This window comes from Hymenobacter armeniacus (genome assembly GCF_014699055.1).
Taxonomy (GTDB): domain Bacteria; phylum Bacteroidota; class Bacteroidia; order Cytophagales; family Hymenobacteraceae; genus Hymenobacter; species Hymenobacter armeniacus.
In genome coordinates, this window is record NZ_JACXAC010000003.1 from 156,499 (window position 1) to 173,351 (window position 16,853).

Annotated in this window: 12 protein-coding genes; 5 read left to right on the top strand and 7 right to left on the bottom strand. The window is 64.6% G+C overall.

The window, feature by feature from the left end; genetic code table 11:
- Positions 1 to 40: 40 nt before the first annotated feature.
- The 3 genes from IC234_RS09045 to IC234_RS09055 all read right to left on the bottom strand — a co-directional run bounded on the left by IC234_RS09045 (position 41) and on the right by IC234_RS09055 (position 3,742).
- On the bottom strand, positions 41 to 796 hold the full coding sequence (locus IC234_RS09045; protein ID WP_190923638.1) for a succinate dehydrogenase/fumarate reductase iron-sulfur subunit: 756 nt from the start codon (positions 794 to 796) through the stop codon (positions 41 to 43).
- 160 nt (positions 797 to 956) lie between these two features.
- A complete protein-coding gene (locus IC234_RS09050; protein ID WP_190923640.1) occupies positions 957 to 2,891 on the bottom strand; it encodes a fumarate reductase/succinate dehydrogenase flavoprotein subunit in 1,935 nt (644 codons plus the stop codon).
- 98 nt (positions 2,892 to 2,989) lie between these two features.
- Positions 2,990 to 3,742: a succinate dehydrogenase cytochrome b subunit gene (locus IC234_RS09055; RefSeq protein WP_190923642.1), complete on the bottom strand. Its 753-nt coding sequence runs from the start codon at positions 3,740 to 3,742 to the stop codon at positions 2,990 to 2,992.
- 264 nt (positions 3,743 to 4,006) lie between these two features.
- On the opposite strand from IC234_RS09055, the gene IC234_RS09060 reads away from it, so the two are divergent.
- From IC234_RS09060 to fabD, 3 genes are all read left to right on the top strand, one after another.
- On the top strand, positions 4,007 to 6,964 hold the full coding sequence (locus tag IC234_RS09060) for a T9SS type B sorting domain-containing protein (RefSeq protein WP_190923644.1): 2,958 nt from the start codon (positions 4,007 to 4,009) through the stop codon (positions 6,962 to 6,964).
- 228 nt (positions 6,965 to 7,192) lie between these two features.
- Positions 7,193 to 10,144, top strand: a complete 2,952-nt coding sequence (locus IC234_RS09065) for a T9SS type B sorting domain-containing protein (protein ID WP_190923646.1) — start codon at positions 7,193 to 7,195, stop codon at positions 10,142 to 10,144.
- 138 nt (positions 10,145 to 10,282) lie between these two features.
- Positions 10,283 to 11,167, top strand: a complete 885-nt coding sequence (gene fabD, locus IC234_RS09070) for an ACP S-malonyltransferase (RefSeq protein ID WP_190923656.1) — start codon at positions 10,283 to 10,285, stop codon at positions 11,165 to 11,167.
- Positions 11,168 to 11,266: 99 nt separating this feature from the next.
- On the opposite strand, the gene folK is transcribed toward fabD, so the two are convergent.
- Together folK and IC234_RS09080 are read right to left on the bottom strand one after the other, a co-directional pair.
- Positions 11,267 to 11,758 carry a 2-amino-4-hydroxy-6-hydroxymethyldihydropteridine diphosphokinase gene (gene folK, locus IC234_RS09075; protein WP_190923659.1) on the bottom strand — a complete coding sequence of 164 codons (492 nt, stop codon included), beginning with the start codon at positions 11,756 to 11,758 and terminating at the stop codon, positions 11,267 to 11,269.
- Positions 11,755 to 12,612, bottom strand: coding sequence for an alpha/beta hydrolase family protein (locus IC234_RS09080; RefSeq protein WP_190923661.1), 858 nt, complete (start codon positions 12,610 to 12,612; stop codon positions 11,755 to 11,757). The genes folK and IC234_RS09080 overlap by 4 nt, the downstream gene beginning before the upstream one ends.
- A gap of 124 nt (positions 12,613 to 12,736) precedes the next feature.
- Here IC234_RS09080 and IC234_RS09085 point away from each other — a divergent pair, with 124 nt between their 5' ends.
- On the top strand, positions 12,737 to 13,744 hold the full coding sequence (locus tag IC234_RS09085; RefSeq protein ID WP_223827581.1) for a polyprenyl synthetase family protein: 1,008 nt from the start codon (positions 12,737 to 12,739) through the stop codon (positions 13,742 to 13,744).
- Positions 13,745 to 13,933: 189 nt separating this feature from the next.
- On the opposite strand, the gene IC234_RS09090 is transcribed toward IC234_RS09085, so the two are convergent.
- Positions 13,934 to 14,236 carry a hypothetical protein gene (locus tag IC234_RS09090; protein WP_190923663.1) on the bottom strand — a complete coding sequence of 101 codons (303 nt, stop codon included), beginning with the start codon at positions 14,234 to 14,236 and terminating at the stop codon, positions 13,934 to 13,936.
- 148 nt (positions 14,237 to 14,384) lie between these two features.
- Between IC234_RS09090 and IC234_RS09095 the strand changes: the two genes are divergently transcribed.
- On the top strand, positions 14,385 to 15,800 hold the full coding sequence (locus tag IC234_RS09095; protein ID WP_190923665.1) for a cytochrome P450: 1,416 nt from the start codon (positions 14,385 to 14,387) through the stop codon (positions 15,798 to 15,800).
- A gap of 105 nt (positions 15,801 to 15,905) precedes the next feature.
- Here the strand turns inward: IC234_RS09095 and IC234_RS09100 are convergent, their stop codons facing one another.
- Positions 15,906 to 16,817: a universal stress protein gene (locus tag IC234_RS09100; protein ID WP_190923667.1), complete on the bottom strand. Its 912-nt coding sequence runs from the start codon at positions 16,815 to 16,817 to the stop codon at positions 15,906 to 15,908.
- Positions 16,818 to 16,853 lie beyond the last annotated feature (36 nt).

Genomic DNA, 16,853 nt, shown 5'->3' on the forward strand with positions numbered 1-16,853 from the left:
CGGCTGCCCGTCGCGCTTTTTTATTGTCTGGTGCGAAGCTTTACGCCAGGTTGTTCGAAGTCGCCTTGGCGGCCAGGAATTCGCGGTTCAGAATGGCAATGTTTTCGAGCGAAATGCCCACCGGGCACTCCGCTGCGCACGAGCCGATGTTGGAGCAGGCGCCGAAGCCTTCCTTGTCCATCTGCGCAATCATGTTTTCGACGCGGGACTTTCGCTCCGGCTGGCCCTGCGGCAGCAACGCCAGCTGCGACACCTTGGCCGACACAAACAGCATGGCCGAAGCATTCTTGCAGGCCGCCACGCAGGCGCCGCACGAGATGCAGGTAGCCGCCTCAAACGCGCGGTCAGCAATTTCCTTCGGAATCGGAATCTCGTTGCCGTCGGGGGCGCCGCCGGTGTTCACGCTCACGTAGCCGCCGGCCTGAATGATGCGGTCAAACGCCGAACGGTCCACGCTCAGGTCTTTGTTGACCGGGAAAGCGTTGGCGCGCCAGGGCTCGATGGTGATGGTGTCGCCATCCGAGAACTTGCGCATGTGCAGCTGGCAGGTGGTGGTGCCCTTCTCGGGTCCGTGGCTACGGCCGTTGATGAACAGGTCGCACGAGCCGCAAATGCCCTCGCGGCAGTCGTGGTCGAACGCCACCGGGTCCTGGCCGGCGTGCAGCAAGTCCTCGTTCAGCACGTCGAGCATCTCCAGGAAGGACATGTCGGGCGAAATGTCTTTTACGTGGTACTCCACCATTTTCCCCTGGGCCTGGCGGTTGGGTTGCCGCCATACGTTCAGGGTCAGGTTCATCGGTTTAGCATTGGGGTTGGAACCGGCCATCTTTCTTTAAATATCTCGTTTGTCATCCTGAGCGCCGCGAAGGACCTTATCACGCCGGGCTCGGTGGGGGTAGTAACTAAACTGGCGTCAGCGTGATAAGATGCTTCGCTGCACTCAGCATGACAGGGTATTACTTGTAGCTGCGCTGGGTGAGCTTCACGTTTTCAAACGTCAGCTCTTCCTTGTTGAGTTTCTCAGGCTGATTTTCGCCCTGGTATTCCCACGCTGCCACGTACGCGTACTCGTCGTCGTTGCGCAGGGCCTCGCCTTCGGGGGTCTGGTACTCTTCGCGGAAGTGGCCGCCGCAGCTCTCGTTGCGGTTCAGGGCGTCGTCCACCATCAGCTCGCCCAGCTCCAGGAAGTCGGCCACGCGGCCGGCTTTCTCCAGGGCCTGGTTCATTTCCTCGCCCGAGCCCACGATTTTCACGTCGCTCCAGAACTCCGAGCGCAGCTTCTGAATCTCGGCTTTGGCGTGGCGCAGGCCTTCGGCGTTGCGGGCCATGCCGCAATACTCCCACATGATGTGGCCCAAGGCTTTGTGAAACTGGTCGGGCGTGCGCGTGCCGTTGATGCTGAGCAGGCGCTCGGTGCGGGCCTGCACGTAGGCTTTCGACTCGGCAAAGGCCGGGTGGTCGGTGCTCACGGGCTTGGGCGGCGTGCTGGCCAGGTAATCGCCAATGGTGTAGGGAATCACGAAGTAGCCGTCGGCCAGGCCCTGCATCAGGGCCGAGGCGCCGAGGCGGTTGGCGCCGTGGTCGGAGAAGTTGCACTCGCCGGTGGCGTAGAGGCCGGGCACGGTGGTTTGCAGGTTGTAGTCCACCCACAGGCCGCCCATGGTGTAGTGCACGGCGGGGTAGATGCGCATGGGCTGCTTGTACGGGTCTTCGTCGGTGATTTTCTCGTACATGGCAAACAGGTTGCCGTACTTCTGGCTCACCGCCTCGGCGCCCGTGCGCTTGATGATTTCGGAGAAGTCGAGGTACACGGCCAGGCCAGTGCTGCCCACGCCGCGGCCTTCGTCGCACATCAATTTGGCGTTGCGCGAAGCCACGTCGCGCGGCACCAGGTTGCCGAAAGCAGGGTATTTGCGCTCCAGGAAGTAGTCGCGGTCGTCTTCGGCAATGTCCTGCGGCTTAATCTGGCCTTGGCGCACGCGCTCGGCCATTTCCACCGTTTTGGGCACCCACACCCGGCCGTCGTTGCGGAGCGACTCCGACATCAGCGTGAGCTTGGACTGGTAGTCGCCGCTCACCGGAATGCAGGTGGGGTGAATCTGGGTGAAGCAGGGGTTGGCGAAGTAAGCGCCTTTCTTGTGGGCCCGCCAGGCGGCGGTCACGTTGCAGTATTTGGCGTTGGTGCTCAAGTAGAACACGTTGCCGTAGCCGCCGGTGGCCAGCACCACGGCGTGGGCCGCGTGGGTTTCAATCTCACCCGTAATCAGGTTGCGCGTCACGATGCCGCGGGCCTGGCCGTCAATCACCACCACGTCGAGCATCTCGGAACGGGTGTACATCTTCACCTTGCCGTAGGCAATCTGGCGGCTCAGGGCCGAATAGGCACCCAGCAGCAGCTGCTGTCCCGTTTGGCCGCGGGCGTAGAACGTGCGGCTTACCTGGGCACCGCCGAAAGAGCGGTTGGCCAGCAGCCCACCGTATTCGCGGGCAAAGGGCACGCCCTGGGCCACACACTGGTCGATGATGTTGACCGACACCTGGGCCAAGCGGTACACGTTGGCTTCGCGGGCGCGGTAGTCGCCGCCCTTGATGGTGTCGTAGAACAGGCGGAACACGGAGTCGCCGTCGTTCTGGTAGTTTTTAGCGGCGTTGATGCCGCCCTGTGCCGCAATGGAGTGCGCGCGACGGGGCGAGTCGTGGTAGGTGAAGGCCTTCACGTTGTAGCCCAACTCGGCAAGCGAGGCCGCTGCCGAAGCGCCGGCCAGGCCCGTGCCGACCACGATGATGTCATACTTCCGCTTGTTGGCGGGGTTCACGAGCTTCACGTTGAACTTGTGCTTTTCCCACTTTTCGGCGAGGGGGCCTTCGGGTATTTTGGAATCCAACAGCATACTGGGAGCGGAGTGATGGAGTGACGTTTGGTAGTAGAACAGCTGAGCGCCCAAGGTGTTGCGGCGCGCGGCGGGTTTCTACCGGCCAACCGAATTGCTTAGAAAGCCGACGCGACGGTGTGCAGCAGGCTGGGAGCGTTGGCCGCCAGTTCGCCCTGGGCGTTGGTGAACAGGAAGAAGTAGAGCGGCATGGAGGCGAAGCCCGCCGACACCACCACGGCAAACACGTAGCCCACGTACTTGATGAGGGGCGTGTACTTGCGGTGGTTGAGGCCCAGGGTCTGGAAGCCGGAGCGGAAGCCGTGCCACAAATGGTAGCCGAGGCTAATCTGGGCCAGCACGTAGAGCAGCACGTACCACCACACGTGGAAGGAGTCGACCACGGCCAGGTACAGGTTGTCGAGGTCGCGCACTTCGGGGTTGGCGCCGCCCACTTTGGGCAGGCCGCCAAAACGGGCGCGCCAGAAGAAGTTGTAGAGGTGTACCAGCAGGAAAATCAGGATGATGGTGCCCAAAATGCCCATGTTGCGCGAGGTCCATTCCGAGTTTTTCTCGGCGTGCCACTGCGCGTAGCCCTGCGAGCGGGCCGCCTTGTTGCGGCGGGTGAGCGCCCAAGCTTCGAAGATGTGGAAACCGAAGCCCAGCACCAGGCCCCACTCGATGGTGCGAATGACCGGGTTGGTGCCCATGAAATGGGAATACGTGTTGAAAGCAGCGCCTTGGTCGTGCTTAAACAGCTGCAAATTACCGATGAGGTGAACGACCAGGAAGGTGCACAGGAACAGGCCCGTGACCGACATGATGATTTTCCGGCCGATGCTGCTGGTTAAGGTTTTTGTTATCCAACTCATATAGTAGCCAAACTGGGCAAGTGAAGAGGTGTGTTTTGAGGGCTCAAAGGTAGCCCCCGCCTGCTAACCGGGCAACGCGTGGGCTTTATTCTTGGCTGCGGGGCGTATTTCGATAAACTATGACCGGCGTGGTGAATCTATCCGCCGCCGGCATCGTTAACACGCACGGGCGCGGTGTGGTTTGCCAAGGCAGGGCAGCGTGGGATGGGCAGCAATCGTTGCCGCGCCGAGGCCAGGCTTCTTTTCTTTCGTTATCTGCTTGATATGACACAGTTTTTTCCGCTTCGAGTAAGGGCATGGGCGCCGGCGGCGCTGCTGCTGGGCGTACTACTGGTGCTGGGCGGCTGGCCCCGCGCGGCGCAAGCCACCCACCTGCGCGCCGGCGACATCCAAGCCAAGGTGGACACCACCTCGCCGGGCAATCCGCGCCGCATCTTCTTCAAGATGATTCTGTACACCGACAATAGTTCGAGTGTGCCGGCCGATAATGCCACCTTCTTTTTTGGCGATGGCACTTCTACCTGCACCCCGGTGCCGCGCTTTGGCGGCCGCCGGCCGGTGCCGGGCAACCCCGATACGAGCTACAATATCTTCTACTTCGAGCATACTTACCCCTCCAGCGGCAGCTTCACGGTGAGCTACATCGGCGAAAACCGGAACCCCGGGGTGCGCAACACCGACAACTCGGTGAACCAGACGTTCTACATCAGCACCACCTTCACCATCAACCCCTCGCTGGGCCGTAACCGCTCGCCTATCCTCACGGCCCCAGCCGTGGATAACGCGGCCATCAACCAGGTGTTTTTGCACAACCCGGGCGCTTACGACGCCGACGGCGACTCGCTGGCGTTTCACCTGCGGCCCAGCCAGCAGGTGCCGCTGGGCATTACGGGCACGCAGGGGGCGCCGTGCAGCGGCACGGGCACCAACAACCCCGCTGCGGTGCAGATTACCAATTTTCGCTACCCCAACGACCCGGCCATTGCGCCGGGGCCGGTGCAGGTGGCGTTTCCGGGCACGCCCACCGGGGTGCCGGGGGCGCCGGCCATTTTCGTGCAAGACCCCTACACCGGGCAAATCACCTGGAACGCCCCCATCTCGCTTGGGCCGTATAACGTGGCTTTTGAGGTGGAAGAGTGGCGCCGCACGCCGCTGGGCCGCAGTAAAATTGGCTCGGTGATTCGCGACATGCAGATTATTGTGACGGCGGCGGCCAACCTGCGGCCGCTCATCACGGTGCCGGCCGACATCTGCGTGATAGCCGGCCAAACCGTGACCGGCAACGTGACTGCCGTGGACGTGGCTTCGGCCACCGCTCCCCAAACGCCGATTACGCTGTTTGCGTACTCGGGCATCATTCCGCCGGCCTCTTTCCGCCAGACGCAAAGCGGCCCGCCGCAGGCCAGCGGCACATTTACCTGGAATACTGACTGCAGCAACGTGGCCCGCCAGCCTTACCTGGTGGTATTTAAGGCCCAGGACAACCCCAGCCCGCCCTCGCCCTCTAATTCGCCCCTGATTGACGAGCGCGCCTGGCGCATCACGGTGGTGGGACCGCCGCCCCAGAACCTGCGCGCGGCCCCGGCCACGGGTGGCACGGTGGCCAGCGCCACGCTCACCTGGAATCCTTACGTGTGCACCAACGCCTCGCAGATTTACATCTACCGCAAGGTAAACCCGTCGAGCTTCGTGCCCGGGCCCTGTGAAACGGGCATTCCGGCTTCGGCGGGATATGTGCGCATCGGCTCGGTGCCGGCCACGGCCACCACCTTTACCGACAGCAACCTTGACGCCAACGGCAACCCGCAGGGCCTCGACCGGGGCCAGACGTACTGCTACCGCATCTACGCCGAGTTTCCGCTGCCGGCCGGCGGCTCCAGCATTGCCTCGCAGGAGGCCTGCGTATCGTTTCAGGGCACCTCGGCGCGGCTGGTGAAGGTAGACGTGGAAAACACTTCGACCGCCACCGGCCAGATTCAGGTGTGCTGGACGCGGCCGCGGCCGGTGGGCGGCGGCACCTTCGAGGGCACGCCCAGCTACGTGCTGTCGCGCGGCGCGGGGCAGGCACCTGCCGCGTTCACGCCCATTGCCACCCTCACCTCGCTGGTTGACACCTGCTACACCGATACCGGGCTGAACACCCAGGACACCCAGTATACCTACAAGCTGGAGTTTGTGCGCACCTTCCCGGCCGGCGACCCGCGGCCCGCCGTGCGCGAGGCCTCGCCCCCGGCCAGCAGCGTGCGCACCACCACGGCGCCCACCTCGGCCGCGGCCACGGCCGTGCGGGTCAGCTGGACGTACAGCGTGCCCTGGAACAACGCCTCCCGCCCGGCTGTGATATTCCGGCGCGCCGGCAGCGCAGGGGCCTTCGTGCGCCTGGGCACGGCCCCCACCACGGCCACCGGCGGCACCTACACCGACAGCGACCCCGCACTGGTGAAAAGCCAGACCTATTGCTACTACGTGCAGACCGATGGCCAGTACGCGGGCGTGCCCTATCTCAACTCGCTCATCAACCGCAGCCAGGTAAGCTGCCTCGTGCTCAGCAGCCCGCCGTGCACGCCCAAGCTTACGCTTGAGCCCACCAACTGCGACGAGCTGGCCGCGCGCCCCAACTTCCCCACGGCCAGCGACCGGTACACCAACCGCCTGAACTGGACGCTGACCGACGTGCCTACCGGCTGCGACGCCACCGTGACTGGCTACCGGGTGTATTACCGGCCCACGCCCACCGGCGCCTTCACCTTCCTCGGCACCACCATCACGCCCAACTACGTGCATGCTGACCTCACCTTCAATGGCGGGTGCTACGCGGTGCAGGCCGTGGGCACGGGGGGCGTGCTGAGCGACACGAGCAACGTGGCGTGCCAAGACAACTGCCTGTTCTTCTCGTTGCCCAACATCTTCACCCCCAACGGCGACGCGCAGAACGCCGTGTTCCGGCCCCGCAGCAACTCGCCCGTGCGCAGCGTGCACTTCCAGGCTTTCAACCGCTGGGGCCGCAAAGTTTTCGAGAACACCACCACGGCTAACGACCCCGTCCTCATCAACTGGAACGGCGGCGGGCCCGAACTGGAGTCGGGAACGCCGGGCGGCACCTCGCCCGGTGCGGGCAAGACGGTATCGGAAGGCGTTTACTTCTATCTGGCTGAGGTGGAGTTTGCCGATTTCGCCAACACCAAGCGCACGTACAGGGGCTGGGTCGAAATTGTTCGGTAGGCCCTGGCCGGAAGCGTAGCAATCAAGCCCAAAAAGCCTTCTCCACGGAAGGTCTTTTTGGGCTTGATTTTTGGGGCATTAACTGGCGGTACGGCGGGCGGGTAAGTACATTTTTGGGGCGCAGGCCCTACTTTGCCGAAACCTGGCGCCAAGCGTCGGGTTAGTCCTTTACTTTTCGTTTTTCGGGGCCGCCGGGGGCGTGGCCGCGCTTCATCAGCTGGATTAGACATGCAAGCATTTTTCCTCTTCCGACCAGGCGCCGGTGCCCGTTTGCTGCTGCTGTTGCTGCTGGCCGCGGCCGGGTTGCTGGCCCGGCCCGAGGCCGCGCGGGCCAGCCACATTCGGGCCGGCGACATTCAGGCCAAAGTGGACACCACGGCGGCCCGCAACCCCCGCCGCATCTTCTTCAAGATGGTGCTTTATACCACCGAAGGGCAGAATGTGGTGGACGAAAACCAAGTCACCATTTTCTTCGGCGATGGCACGTCGAGCTGCTACAAGGGCGTGGACCGCGTGGGGGGCCGCCGGCCGCTGCCGGGCCTTTCGGATACGAGCTATAACATTTACCTATTCGAGCACACCTTTCCCGCAGCCGGCCAATACACCATTAAGTACGTGGGGGAAAACCGGGTGGCCGGGGTGCTGAACATGACCGCCTCCGGCAACCAGTCGTTTTACATTAGCACCACCATTGAGATTGCGCCCGTTTACGCCGCAAACCGCACCCCCATTCTGACTGCTCCGGCTGTAGATAAAGCCGCCGTAAACCAAGTGTTCGTGCACAACCCCGGCGCGTACGACGCCGACGGTGACTCCCTGGTATATACCCTGCAGCCCAGCCAAAAGTCCACCTTGCTGGCCGATGCAATTGTGGGGTCGCCCTGCGCCGGCGCTACCGGCAACAACAACCCACAGGTGAGCGACGTGCCGAACTTCCGCTACCCCAACGACCCCATCATCACGCAGCCAACCGTGCCGTACCAAGTGCCCTACAATGGCATACCGGCCGGGCAGGTGCCCAACGTGCCGGCCATTTTTGAAATCAGCAACCGAAGGGCCAACCCCGGACAAATTACCTGGAATGCGCCCGTGCAGGCCGGTACTTACAACTTTGCTTTCCGGGTAGAAGAGCTGCGCCGCACGCCCCTGGGCTGGCGCAAGATAGGAGAGGTGGTGCGCGACATGCAGATTGTGGTCATCAACACCAACAACCTGCGGCCCATCCTGACGCTGCCGCCCGACCTGTGCGTGGTGGCAGGCCAAACCGTGACCGGCACCGTCACGGCCGTGGACGGGTCATCGAGCACCAGCGCCGCGCCTACGCCCATTGCGTTGTTCGCTTTCTCCGGCATCAGGCCGCCGGCTACGTTCTTCCAGACCCAGGCCGGGCCGCCGGTAGCCAGCGGCGTCTTCACCTGGCGCACTGACTGCAGCAACGTGGCCCAGCAGCCTTACTTGGTGGTGTTTAAGGCCCAGGACACGCCGCCCGGCGCGTCCACGCCCTCCAACCAGCCCCTGATTGACGAGCAGGTGTGGAGCATTCGGGTGGTGGGGCCGCCGCCGCGCAACGTGCAGGCCGTGGCCAGCACCACCACCGGGGGCCTCAACAGCACCACCCTGACCTGGGACCGGTACACGTGCACCAACGCGGCCAACATGTACATCTACCGCAAAGTGGGGCCGGGGCCAGCGCCGGGCGCCTGCGAAACGGGCATTCCGGCTTCGTCGGGCTACGTGCGCATCGGCACGGTGCTGCCCGGCGCCACCACCTTCACTGATGACAACGGCGGGCGCGGCCTCGACCGGGGCCTGACGTATTGCTACCGCCTCTACGCCGACTTCCCGCTGCCCGCGGGCGGCGCCAGCCTGGCTTCGGACGAGGCCTGCGTGACCTTTGCCGGCCGCGCGGCCCAGCTGAAAAACGTGGACGTGGAAACCACCAGCGCCACCGCCGGCCAGATTGCGGTGCGCTGGACGCAGCCGCGCACGGCCACGGGGGCTTCGTTTGCGGGCACGCCCAGCTTCGTGCTCTCGCGCGGCGAGGGGCTGAACCCGGCCACGTTTGTGCCGGTGCGCACCTTCACCTCGCTCAACGACACGTCGTACGTCGACACCAACCTCAATACCCTGGACCGGCAGTATAGCTACCGGCTGGAGTTTGTGCGCTCCTTCCCCAATGGCCAGTCCAGCATCACCGAAACCAGCGCGCCGGCCAGCAGCGTGCGCACCACCGTGCTGGCCGCCAATCCGCCCACGGCCTTCACGGTGAGTTGGACGCACAACGTGCCGTGGGACAACTCGGCCCGGCCCGTCCGGATTTTCCGCAAGCTCACGGGCAGCCCCACCTACGTGCAGGTGGCCACCGCCCCCACGGGCCTGAGCGGCGGCAGCTACGTGGACCGCGACCCCGCGCTGGTGAAGGGCCAGACCTACTGCTACTACGTGCAGACGGAAGGCCGCTACACCCTCACCGGCTTCCTGAGCTCGCTGCTCAACAAAAGCCAAGAGCAGTGCCGCCCGCTGATTGCGCCGCCCTGCACGCCCGTACTGAGCCTGAAAGCCACGAATTGCGACAGCCTGGCGGCGCTGCCCCAATCATCGGGCAGCCAGACCTACACCAACGCCCTGCGCTGGACCCTGGGCAACACCCCGGCCGGCTGCGACGCGGCCGTGGCCAGCTACCGCGTGTATTACCGCCCGGGCACCTCGGGCGCGTTTGCCCTCATCGGCACCACCAGCCAGACCACCTTCAACCACGGCAACCTGCCCAACTCCGGCGGGTGCTACGCGGTGCAGGCCGTGGCCGCCGGCGGCGCGGTGAGCGACACGAGCAACGTGGCCTGCCAGGAAAACTGCCTGTTCTTCCTGCTGCCCAACATTTTCACCCCCAATGGCGACGGGCAGAATGCCGTGTTCAAGCCCAAGAACAACTCGCCTGTGCGCAGCGTGCACTTCCAGGCCTTCAACCGCTGGGGCCGCAAGGTCTTCGAGAACACGACCACGGCCGACGACCCCGCCCTCATCAACTGGGACGGCGGCGGGCCCATTAGCGGCGACGTTTCGGGCGGCAAGGACGGCAAAACCGCCGATGGCATCTACTACTACCTGGCCGAGGTAGAGTTTGCCGACGTGGCCAGCACCAAGCGCACCTACAAGGGCTGGGTGGAGATTGTCCGATAGCTGCCGTTGCCAGTGCGGCGCGCGGCGCCAAAGCACACGGAGCGGGCCCTGGGGTCCGCTCCGTTTTTTTGGGGCAATGCGGGTTTTTGTGCAGCTTGCGCCCCCAATCCATTTTCCCTCCCTCAGCAACTCATTGCCATGAGCTCGACTTCCGCCATTGTATTCCCCGGCCAGGGCAGCCAGTTTCCGGGCATGGCCCGCGACTTGTTCGACCAAAGCCTCGACGCCCGCGCCCTGCTCACCCAAACCAACGACCTGCTCGGCTTCAGCCTCACCGACATCATGTTCACGGGTTCGGAGGAGGACTTGCGCCGCACCGACGTCACCCAGCCCGCCATTTTCGTGCACTCGGTGGCCCAGTTTGTGGCCCGCCCCGAGCTGCAGCCCGGCATGACGGCCGGCCATTCGCTGGGCGAATTCTCGGCGCTGGTGGCGGCCGGCGTGCTCAAGTTTGAAGACGCCCTGCCGCTGGTGGCCCGCCGCGCCCAGGCCATGCAGGCCGCCTGCGAAGAGCAGCCCGGCACCATGGCCGCCATTCTGGGCCTCGACGACGCGGTGGTGGAGCGCATCTGCCAGGAAATCACCGGCGGCGGCTCCGTGGTGGTGGCCGCCAACTACAACTGCCCCGGCCAGCTCGTCATCTCCGGCTCTTCGGAGGGCGTGGCCAAGGCCTGCGAAGCCCTGAAAGCGGCCGGCGCCAAGCGCGCCCTGCCGCTGCCCGTGGGTGGCGCCTTCCACTCGCCCCTCATGCAAAGCGCCGCCGCCGCCCTGGCCGAGGCCATCGAAAAAACCACCTTCCACGCGGCCAAGTGCCCCGTGTACCAAAACGTGGACGCCCTGCCGCACACCGACCCGGCCGAAATCAAAGCCAACCTGCTGGCCCAGCTCACGGCCCCCGTGCGCTGGACGCAGCTGGTGCAGCGCATGGCCGCCGACGGCGCCACCGAATTCATCGAGTGCGGCCCCGGCAAGGTGCTGCAAGGCCTGGTGAAGAAAATTGTGCCCACGGCCACGATTGGCTAGGTAGGCGCCGATTGAATGTACCCCGAAGCTGTGCTTCGGTTCAGCAGAACGATGTACAACGTTCTCCTCTGAGCCGAAGCACAACTTCGGGGTACACGTTCAATACCAGCGCCGCACCGGCAGCAGGTCCGGGCACTGCGCCAACAATTCTGCCACGCGCAGCCCCAGCACCGGATGCCGCACCCCACCCGCAATTTCGGCCAGCGGCACCAGCGCAAAGCGCCGCTCGGCCAGGCGCGGGTGCGGCACCGTTAGCGTTGGCGCGTCGATGATTTCAGGGCCATACAGCAAAATGTCGACGTCGAGGGTGCGACTGCCCCAGCGCTCCAGGCGCTGGCGGCCGGCGCGTTGCTCGGTGGCCAGGCAGTGGGCCAGCAGCTCGTGCGGCGTGAGCGAAGTGCGCACCGCCAGGGCCTGGTTGAGAAAAGCCGGCTGGTCTTCGCGGCCCCAGGCCGCGGTTTCGTACAGGGCCGAGGCCGCCACTAGTTCGCCGGCCACCAGGGCCAGCTGCTCGCGGGCGGCGGCCAGCAGCGCGGCCCGGTCGCCGAGGTTGCTGCCGAGCAGGAGATAGGCAGTGACGGTGGCGCTCACGTGGTGCGCAGGAAAAAATCAGCCGTTTTTTCGGCCACCAGGCGGGCGGGCTCGGGCAGCTGCTGGTGCGGCCAGGGGTGCGCCCCGCCAAACATGTGCATGGCGCCGGGCACGAGCAGCAGCTCGGCATCGGGCCGGAGCTGGTGCAGGGCGTGGGCGGCGGCCACGTTCACGGTTTCGTCTTCGTCGCCGTGCACCAGCAGCAGGGGCTGGCGCAGCTTGCGGCGCACGTTGTGGGCAATGTCGAGGCGCGGGCGGTTGGCGTGGTAGTCTTCCACTATCTGGTAGTGCATGGGCAGCTGCTGGCCCGTGCGGGTGTTGGGCACGTGCAGCACGCCGGTGCGCTGCCATTCTTCGAAAACGGCCTGGGGCCAGTGCGGGTGCACCTCCGCAATGGCGGCCCAAGTGGCCACGGCCCGCACGCGCGGGTCTTCGGCGGCCTTGAGCAATACCAGGCCGCCCCCGCGGCTGTGGCCCACCAGCCCCAGGCGCGTGAGGTCCATTTCGGCGGCGGGCACGGGCGAGTGGCCGTCAAACAGCGCGTCGATGACCTGGCCGATGTCGTCGAGCTCGATGCTGAAGTTGTTGCGGGCAAATGCTTCCAGGTCTTCCAAATCGCCGGTGCCGCCCACCACTAGGCCGTTGTGCGACAGGTTGAGCTTCACGAACACGAAGCCGCGCTCAGCGAAGAAATCGGCTAGCCGCGGAAAGTGGCCCCAGTCCTTAAAGCCCTTGAAGCCATGCACAAACAGCGCCACCGGCTTGGGCTGGCCATCGGGCCGGAAGGTGGCGTCGGCCTCGAAAGGCCGGCCGTGGCCGTGGCCGCTGAGCAAAAAAGAGGCGTGAGTGAGCATACAGCGAAGGTAGGGCCGGGGAGATGGGGAAATGGTGAGCGGGCGAGCCGCGCGCAAAATGACAAAACACTCTGGCCCGCGCCGCGGCTTACCCTGCTATTTCTGCCGTATCATTGTTGCCGAAATGCCCCAACACCCCACTTTCTCCCTCGACCAGATTCAGGCGCCCATTGCGGCCGAAATGGAAGAGTTTGAGCACAAGTTCCGCCAGTCGATGCGCACCAAAGTGCTGCTGCTCGACAAGATAATGGGCTACATCGTGAAGCGCAAGGGCAAGCAGATTCGGCCCATGTTCGTGTTTCTCACGGCCCGCGCCGCCCGCCCCGAACCCAACACCGGCGACCCGCTGCCCGATTCGTCCTTCCGCGGCGCGGCCCTCATCGAGTTGCTGCACACCGCCACGCTGGTGCACGACGACGTGGTGGACGAAAGCAACTACCGCCGCGGGTTTTTCTCCATCAATGCGCTGTGGAAGAACAAGATTGCCGTGTTGGTCGGTGATTATTTGCTCTCGCGCGGCCTGCTGCTGGCCCTGCAAAACGACGACTACGACCTGCTGAAAATCGTGAGCAACGCCGTGCGCGAACTGAGCGAAGGCGAATTGCTGCAAATTGAAAAGGCCCGGAAATTAGACATCACCGAAGACGTTTATTTCGACATCATTCGGCAGAAAACCGCGTCGCTCATTGCTTCCTGCACGGCCGTGGGCGCGGCTTCGGTGGGGGCCGACAAGGAAACGATTGAGCGCGCTCGTTTATTCGGCGAAAAAGTCGGCATTGCGTTTCAGATAAAAGACGACTTGTTCGACTACGGCACCGCCGAAATCGGCAAGCCCGTGGGCATCGACATCAAAGAAAAGAAGATGACGCTGCCGCTGATTTATGCCTTGCAGCATGCTTCCTGGCTGGAAAAGCGCAAGGTCATCTTCAACGTGAAAAACAACGAAGGCCACCGCGACCGGGTGCAGCAGGTGATTGAATTCGTGAAGAAATCGGGCGGGCTGGACTACGCCATCAACACGATGAAGCGGTACCGCGACGACGCCCTGGCCATCCTGCACACCTTCCCGGAGTCGCCGAGCCGCACGTCGCTGGAAGAGCTGATTAACTACACCATTGAGCGGGAGAAGTAGCCCGCGGCTGTCATTGCGAGGCCACAGGCCGAAGCAATCCGTCCTGTCAAAACCAGACACGCTCTTTCACCAGAAAGCCCCGGTACCGAAATGGTGCCGGGGCTTTTCACGTTTAGGGCTTTATCACAGTAGAAGGTGAGTCGCTGAGAACAAGACGGATTGCCGCGCTGCGCTCGCAATGACAGACGGCTATTTCGATTCCGCTACCTGGTAGCTCACCTGCTTCGCGTCGCTCACCTTGAAGGTCACGCCGTCGAAGGTGCTGTCGACTTCCAGCTGGTGGGTCATGTCGCAGCCGGGGCACTTAATTTCCTCGATTTCGTGGTTGTCGGCGTGCTCGGGCGAGTCGGCCTGGTCGTTGGGGGCGGGCACGCCGATGAGGTCGGTGAAGACTTCGGTGTTGCAGTGCTGGCACTCAAACTTGAGGCCCACGGCGCGGCCTTGCAAATCGGCGAGCGGGGCGGGCGTGCTGGGGTTTTGCTGAATCCACATAAGGGCAAGGGGGTTGGAGGAAAGAAAAGGTGGACGTGGGCCGGGGCCCGGCTGAGGTTTACGCGGCCGGGCCGAAAAAGTATGAAGTGGCCGCGGGCGGGTGGTATTTTTGAGTGGCCGGCGCGTGGCGGGCCCAAACAACATGAACATGGAAGCTTCCGAAAAAGCCACCGCCGGCGCGTTTCAGCTGCCGCGGGTGCCGCGCTGGCGCTCGTTGCTGCGCTCGTTTGCGCTGGCCAAAGACCCCTTGCCCGTGCTGGACGCTACCCTGGCGCACTTCGGCGACACCGTGCAGCTGTACATCGGCGGCGTGGAGAAAAGCATCCTCACCCGCGACCCCGGCCTGACGCAGCACATTCTGCAGAAAAACAACCGCAACTACGCCAAGTCGAAATTCACCCAGGGCTTTTCGCGCTACATAGGCCACGGCCTGCTCACCAACGACGGCCCCGACTGGCTCCGGCAGCGCCGGCTCATTCAGCCGGGCTTTCATCGGCAGCGGGTGGCGGGCCTCACGGGGCTGATGCAGGAAATAACCGCCGAAACCCTGGCGCCGCTGGTGGCCCGGGCCCGGCAGGCGGGCGGCGCCACCGCCGTGGAGGTGCACGAGCTGATGACGCGGCTCACGTTCCGCATCATTGCCCGCTCGGTGTTCAGCACCAACTTTCCGGAGGCGGAGCTCGACCGCCTGGCCCGGCTCATCACCGAGATTCAGGCGTTTTTTGTGCGCACCATCCGGCAGCCCTACCTCAACCCGTGGTTTCGGCTGCGGGGCCGGTTCCGGTACCACGACGCGCTGGCCGCCGAGCTGCGCGCCTTATTGGGCCGCCTCATAGCCGAGCGCCAGCAGGCCAACGCCCAGCCCGGCGCCACCCCGCCCGACGACCTGCTGCAAATGCTGCTCGACGTGCGCTACGAAGACACCGGCGAGCCCATGACGCCCGACCGCGTGCTCGACGAGGCCCTCATCCTGCTCGTGGCCGGCCACGAAACCAGCGCCAACGCCCTCACTTGGCTCACCTACCTGCTGGCCCACCATCCGGCCGAAGCCGTGGCCATTCGCGCCCAGGCCGACGCCGTACTGGCCGGCCGCGCGCCCGCCTTCGACGACCTGCCGCGCCTGGGCCAGGCCCTTTGGGCCGTGCAGGAAACCATGCGCCACTACCCGCCCGCCTGGATGGTGGACCGCGTGGCCCTGGCCGACGACGAGTACCAGGGCCTGCGCATCCCCAAAGGCACGCTGTTTTCGCTCTACTTCCACGGCCTGCACCACGACGCCAAGTACTGGGACGCGCCCGAGGAGTTTCGGCCCCGCCGCTTTGCGCCGGGCCAGGCGCGGCCGGTGCAGCCGTTTGCCTACGTGCCCTTCGGCGGCGGGCCGCGCCTGTGCATCGGCATGCAGTTTGCCCTCACCGAAATGCAGCTCGTCACGCTGGAGCTGCTGCGGCTTTTTGAGATAGAATGGGTAGCAGGGCAGCCCCCCGCGACCATGCAGCCGCTCGTCACGCTGCGGCCGAAAGGCGATTTCCAGGTGCGGCTGCGCCTACGTCATCTGTCATCCTGAGCGCCGCGAAGGACTTTCTCACGTCAGCACCGATTGAGTGGCTGCAAACTGTTCTTCGGTGAGAAGGTCCTTCGCGGCGCTCAGGATGACAGAAGGTTTAGTCGCTTACACAAACATGGGGTAAGCGTATTCGGAGGCGGGGATGGGCTCGGCGGCGGGCTGCACGTGGCTGAAGTGGTAGGTGAGCACCGGCGGGAAGGCGTGCGTGGCCACGGCCTCGGCAATGCTGGTGTGGAAGAAGCTGCTGAGCCCGGAGCGGGCGTGGGTGGGAATGACCACCAAATCGGCCTTCACCTGCTCGGCGTATTGCTCGATGCCGGTAGCGGTGCGGCTGGCGTTGACCTCGCTCATCTCGCAGGGGGGCAGCTGCGCGAGCTGGGCGAAGGCCTCCATGCGCTGCCGGGCGGCAAAAGGGTCGCGGTCGCCCAGCACGTGCAGCAGGTGCAGCTTGGCTTCCGGAAAAGCGGCCAGCGTTTCGCGCAGCTGCTCGACGGCCTGGCCGGCCTCCTCCGAAAAATCGGACGGGAACACCACCGTTTTCACGGCAAACGGCACGTGCCGGTGCTTCACGGCCAGCACCGGGCAGGGCGCCAGCCGAATCATGCGCTCGGTGTTCGAGCTCACGAAAAAGTGCTCCATGGCGCCGTGGCCCCGCGCGCCCATCACCACCAGGTCGATGTGGTGGCGTTCGATGGCTTTGAGAATGCCTGCGCCGATGGGGCCGGTTTTGATGACCTCGCGCACGGGCACGGCACCGGCCAGCGGGGCGCCCTCGGCCACGAGGGCCCGCAGGCGGCGCTTGGTGGCCTCCATGAGCTTAATGGGGTAGATTTCGTCGATGCCCGGGCCGCCCAGCCTGCCGCCCAGCGTGCTGATGCCGCCGCCGGCTTCGTCGAGGTCTTCGAGCACGTGGAGCAGGGTCACGGAGCCGCCGGTGTGGCGGGCCAGCTGCAAGGCCACCTCGTAGGCGTGGTGGGCTTCGGGCGAGAAATCGGTGGGCACCAGCAGGTTTTTCATGGCTGAAAAAAAATTAGGTCTCATCCGCCGGGAAAG

Excerpts from the sequence above, each read along its gene's own strand:
- IC234_RS09045 (WP_190923638.1), bottom strand. The coding sequence starts at position 796 with ATGAACCTGACCCTGAACGTATGGCGGCAACCCAACCGCCAGGCCCAG.
- IC234_RS09050 (WP_190923640.1), bottom strand. The coding sequence starts at position 2,891 with ATGCTGTTGGATTCCAAAATACCCGAAGGCCCCCTCGCCGAAAAGTGG.
- IC234_RS09055 (WP_190923642.1), bottom strand. The coding sequence starts at position 3,742 with ATGAGTTGGATAACAAAAACCTTAACCAGCAGCATCGGCCGGAAAATC.
- IC234_RS09060 (WP_190923644.1), top strand. The coding sequence starts at position 4,007 with ATGACACAGTTTTTTCCGCTTCGAGTAAGGGCATGGGCGCCGGCGGCG.
- IC234_RS09065 (WP_190923646.1), top strand. The coding sequence starts at position 7,193 with ATGCAAGCATTTTTCCTCTTCCGACCAGGCGCCGGTGCCCGTTTGCTG.
- fabD (WP_190923656.1), top strand. The coding sequence starts at position 10,283 with ATGAGCTCGACTTCCGCCATTGTATTCCCCGGCCAGGGCAGCCAGTTT.
- IC234_RS09080 (WP_190923661.1), bottom strand. The coding sequence starts at position 12,612 with ATGCTCACTCACGCCTCTTTTTTGCTCAGCGGCCACGGCCACGGCCGG.
- IC234_RS09085 (WP_223827581.1), top strand. The coding sequence starts at position 12,737 with ATGCCCCAACACCCCACTTTCTCCCTCGACCAGATTCAGGCGCCCATT.
- IC234_RS09090 (WP_190923663.1), bottom strand. The coding sequence starts at position 14,236 with ATGTGGATTCAGCAAAACCCCAGCACGCCCGCCCCGCTCGCCGATTTG.
- IC234_RS09095 (WP_190923665.1), top strand. The coding sequence starts at position 14,385 with ATGGAAGCTTCCGAAAAAGCCACCGCCGGCGCGTTTCAGCTGCCGCGG.
- IC234_RS09100 (WP_190923667.1), bottom strand. The coding sequence starts at position 16,817 with ATGAAAAACCTGCTGGTGCCCACCGATTTCTCGCCCGAAGCCCACCAC.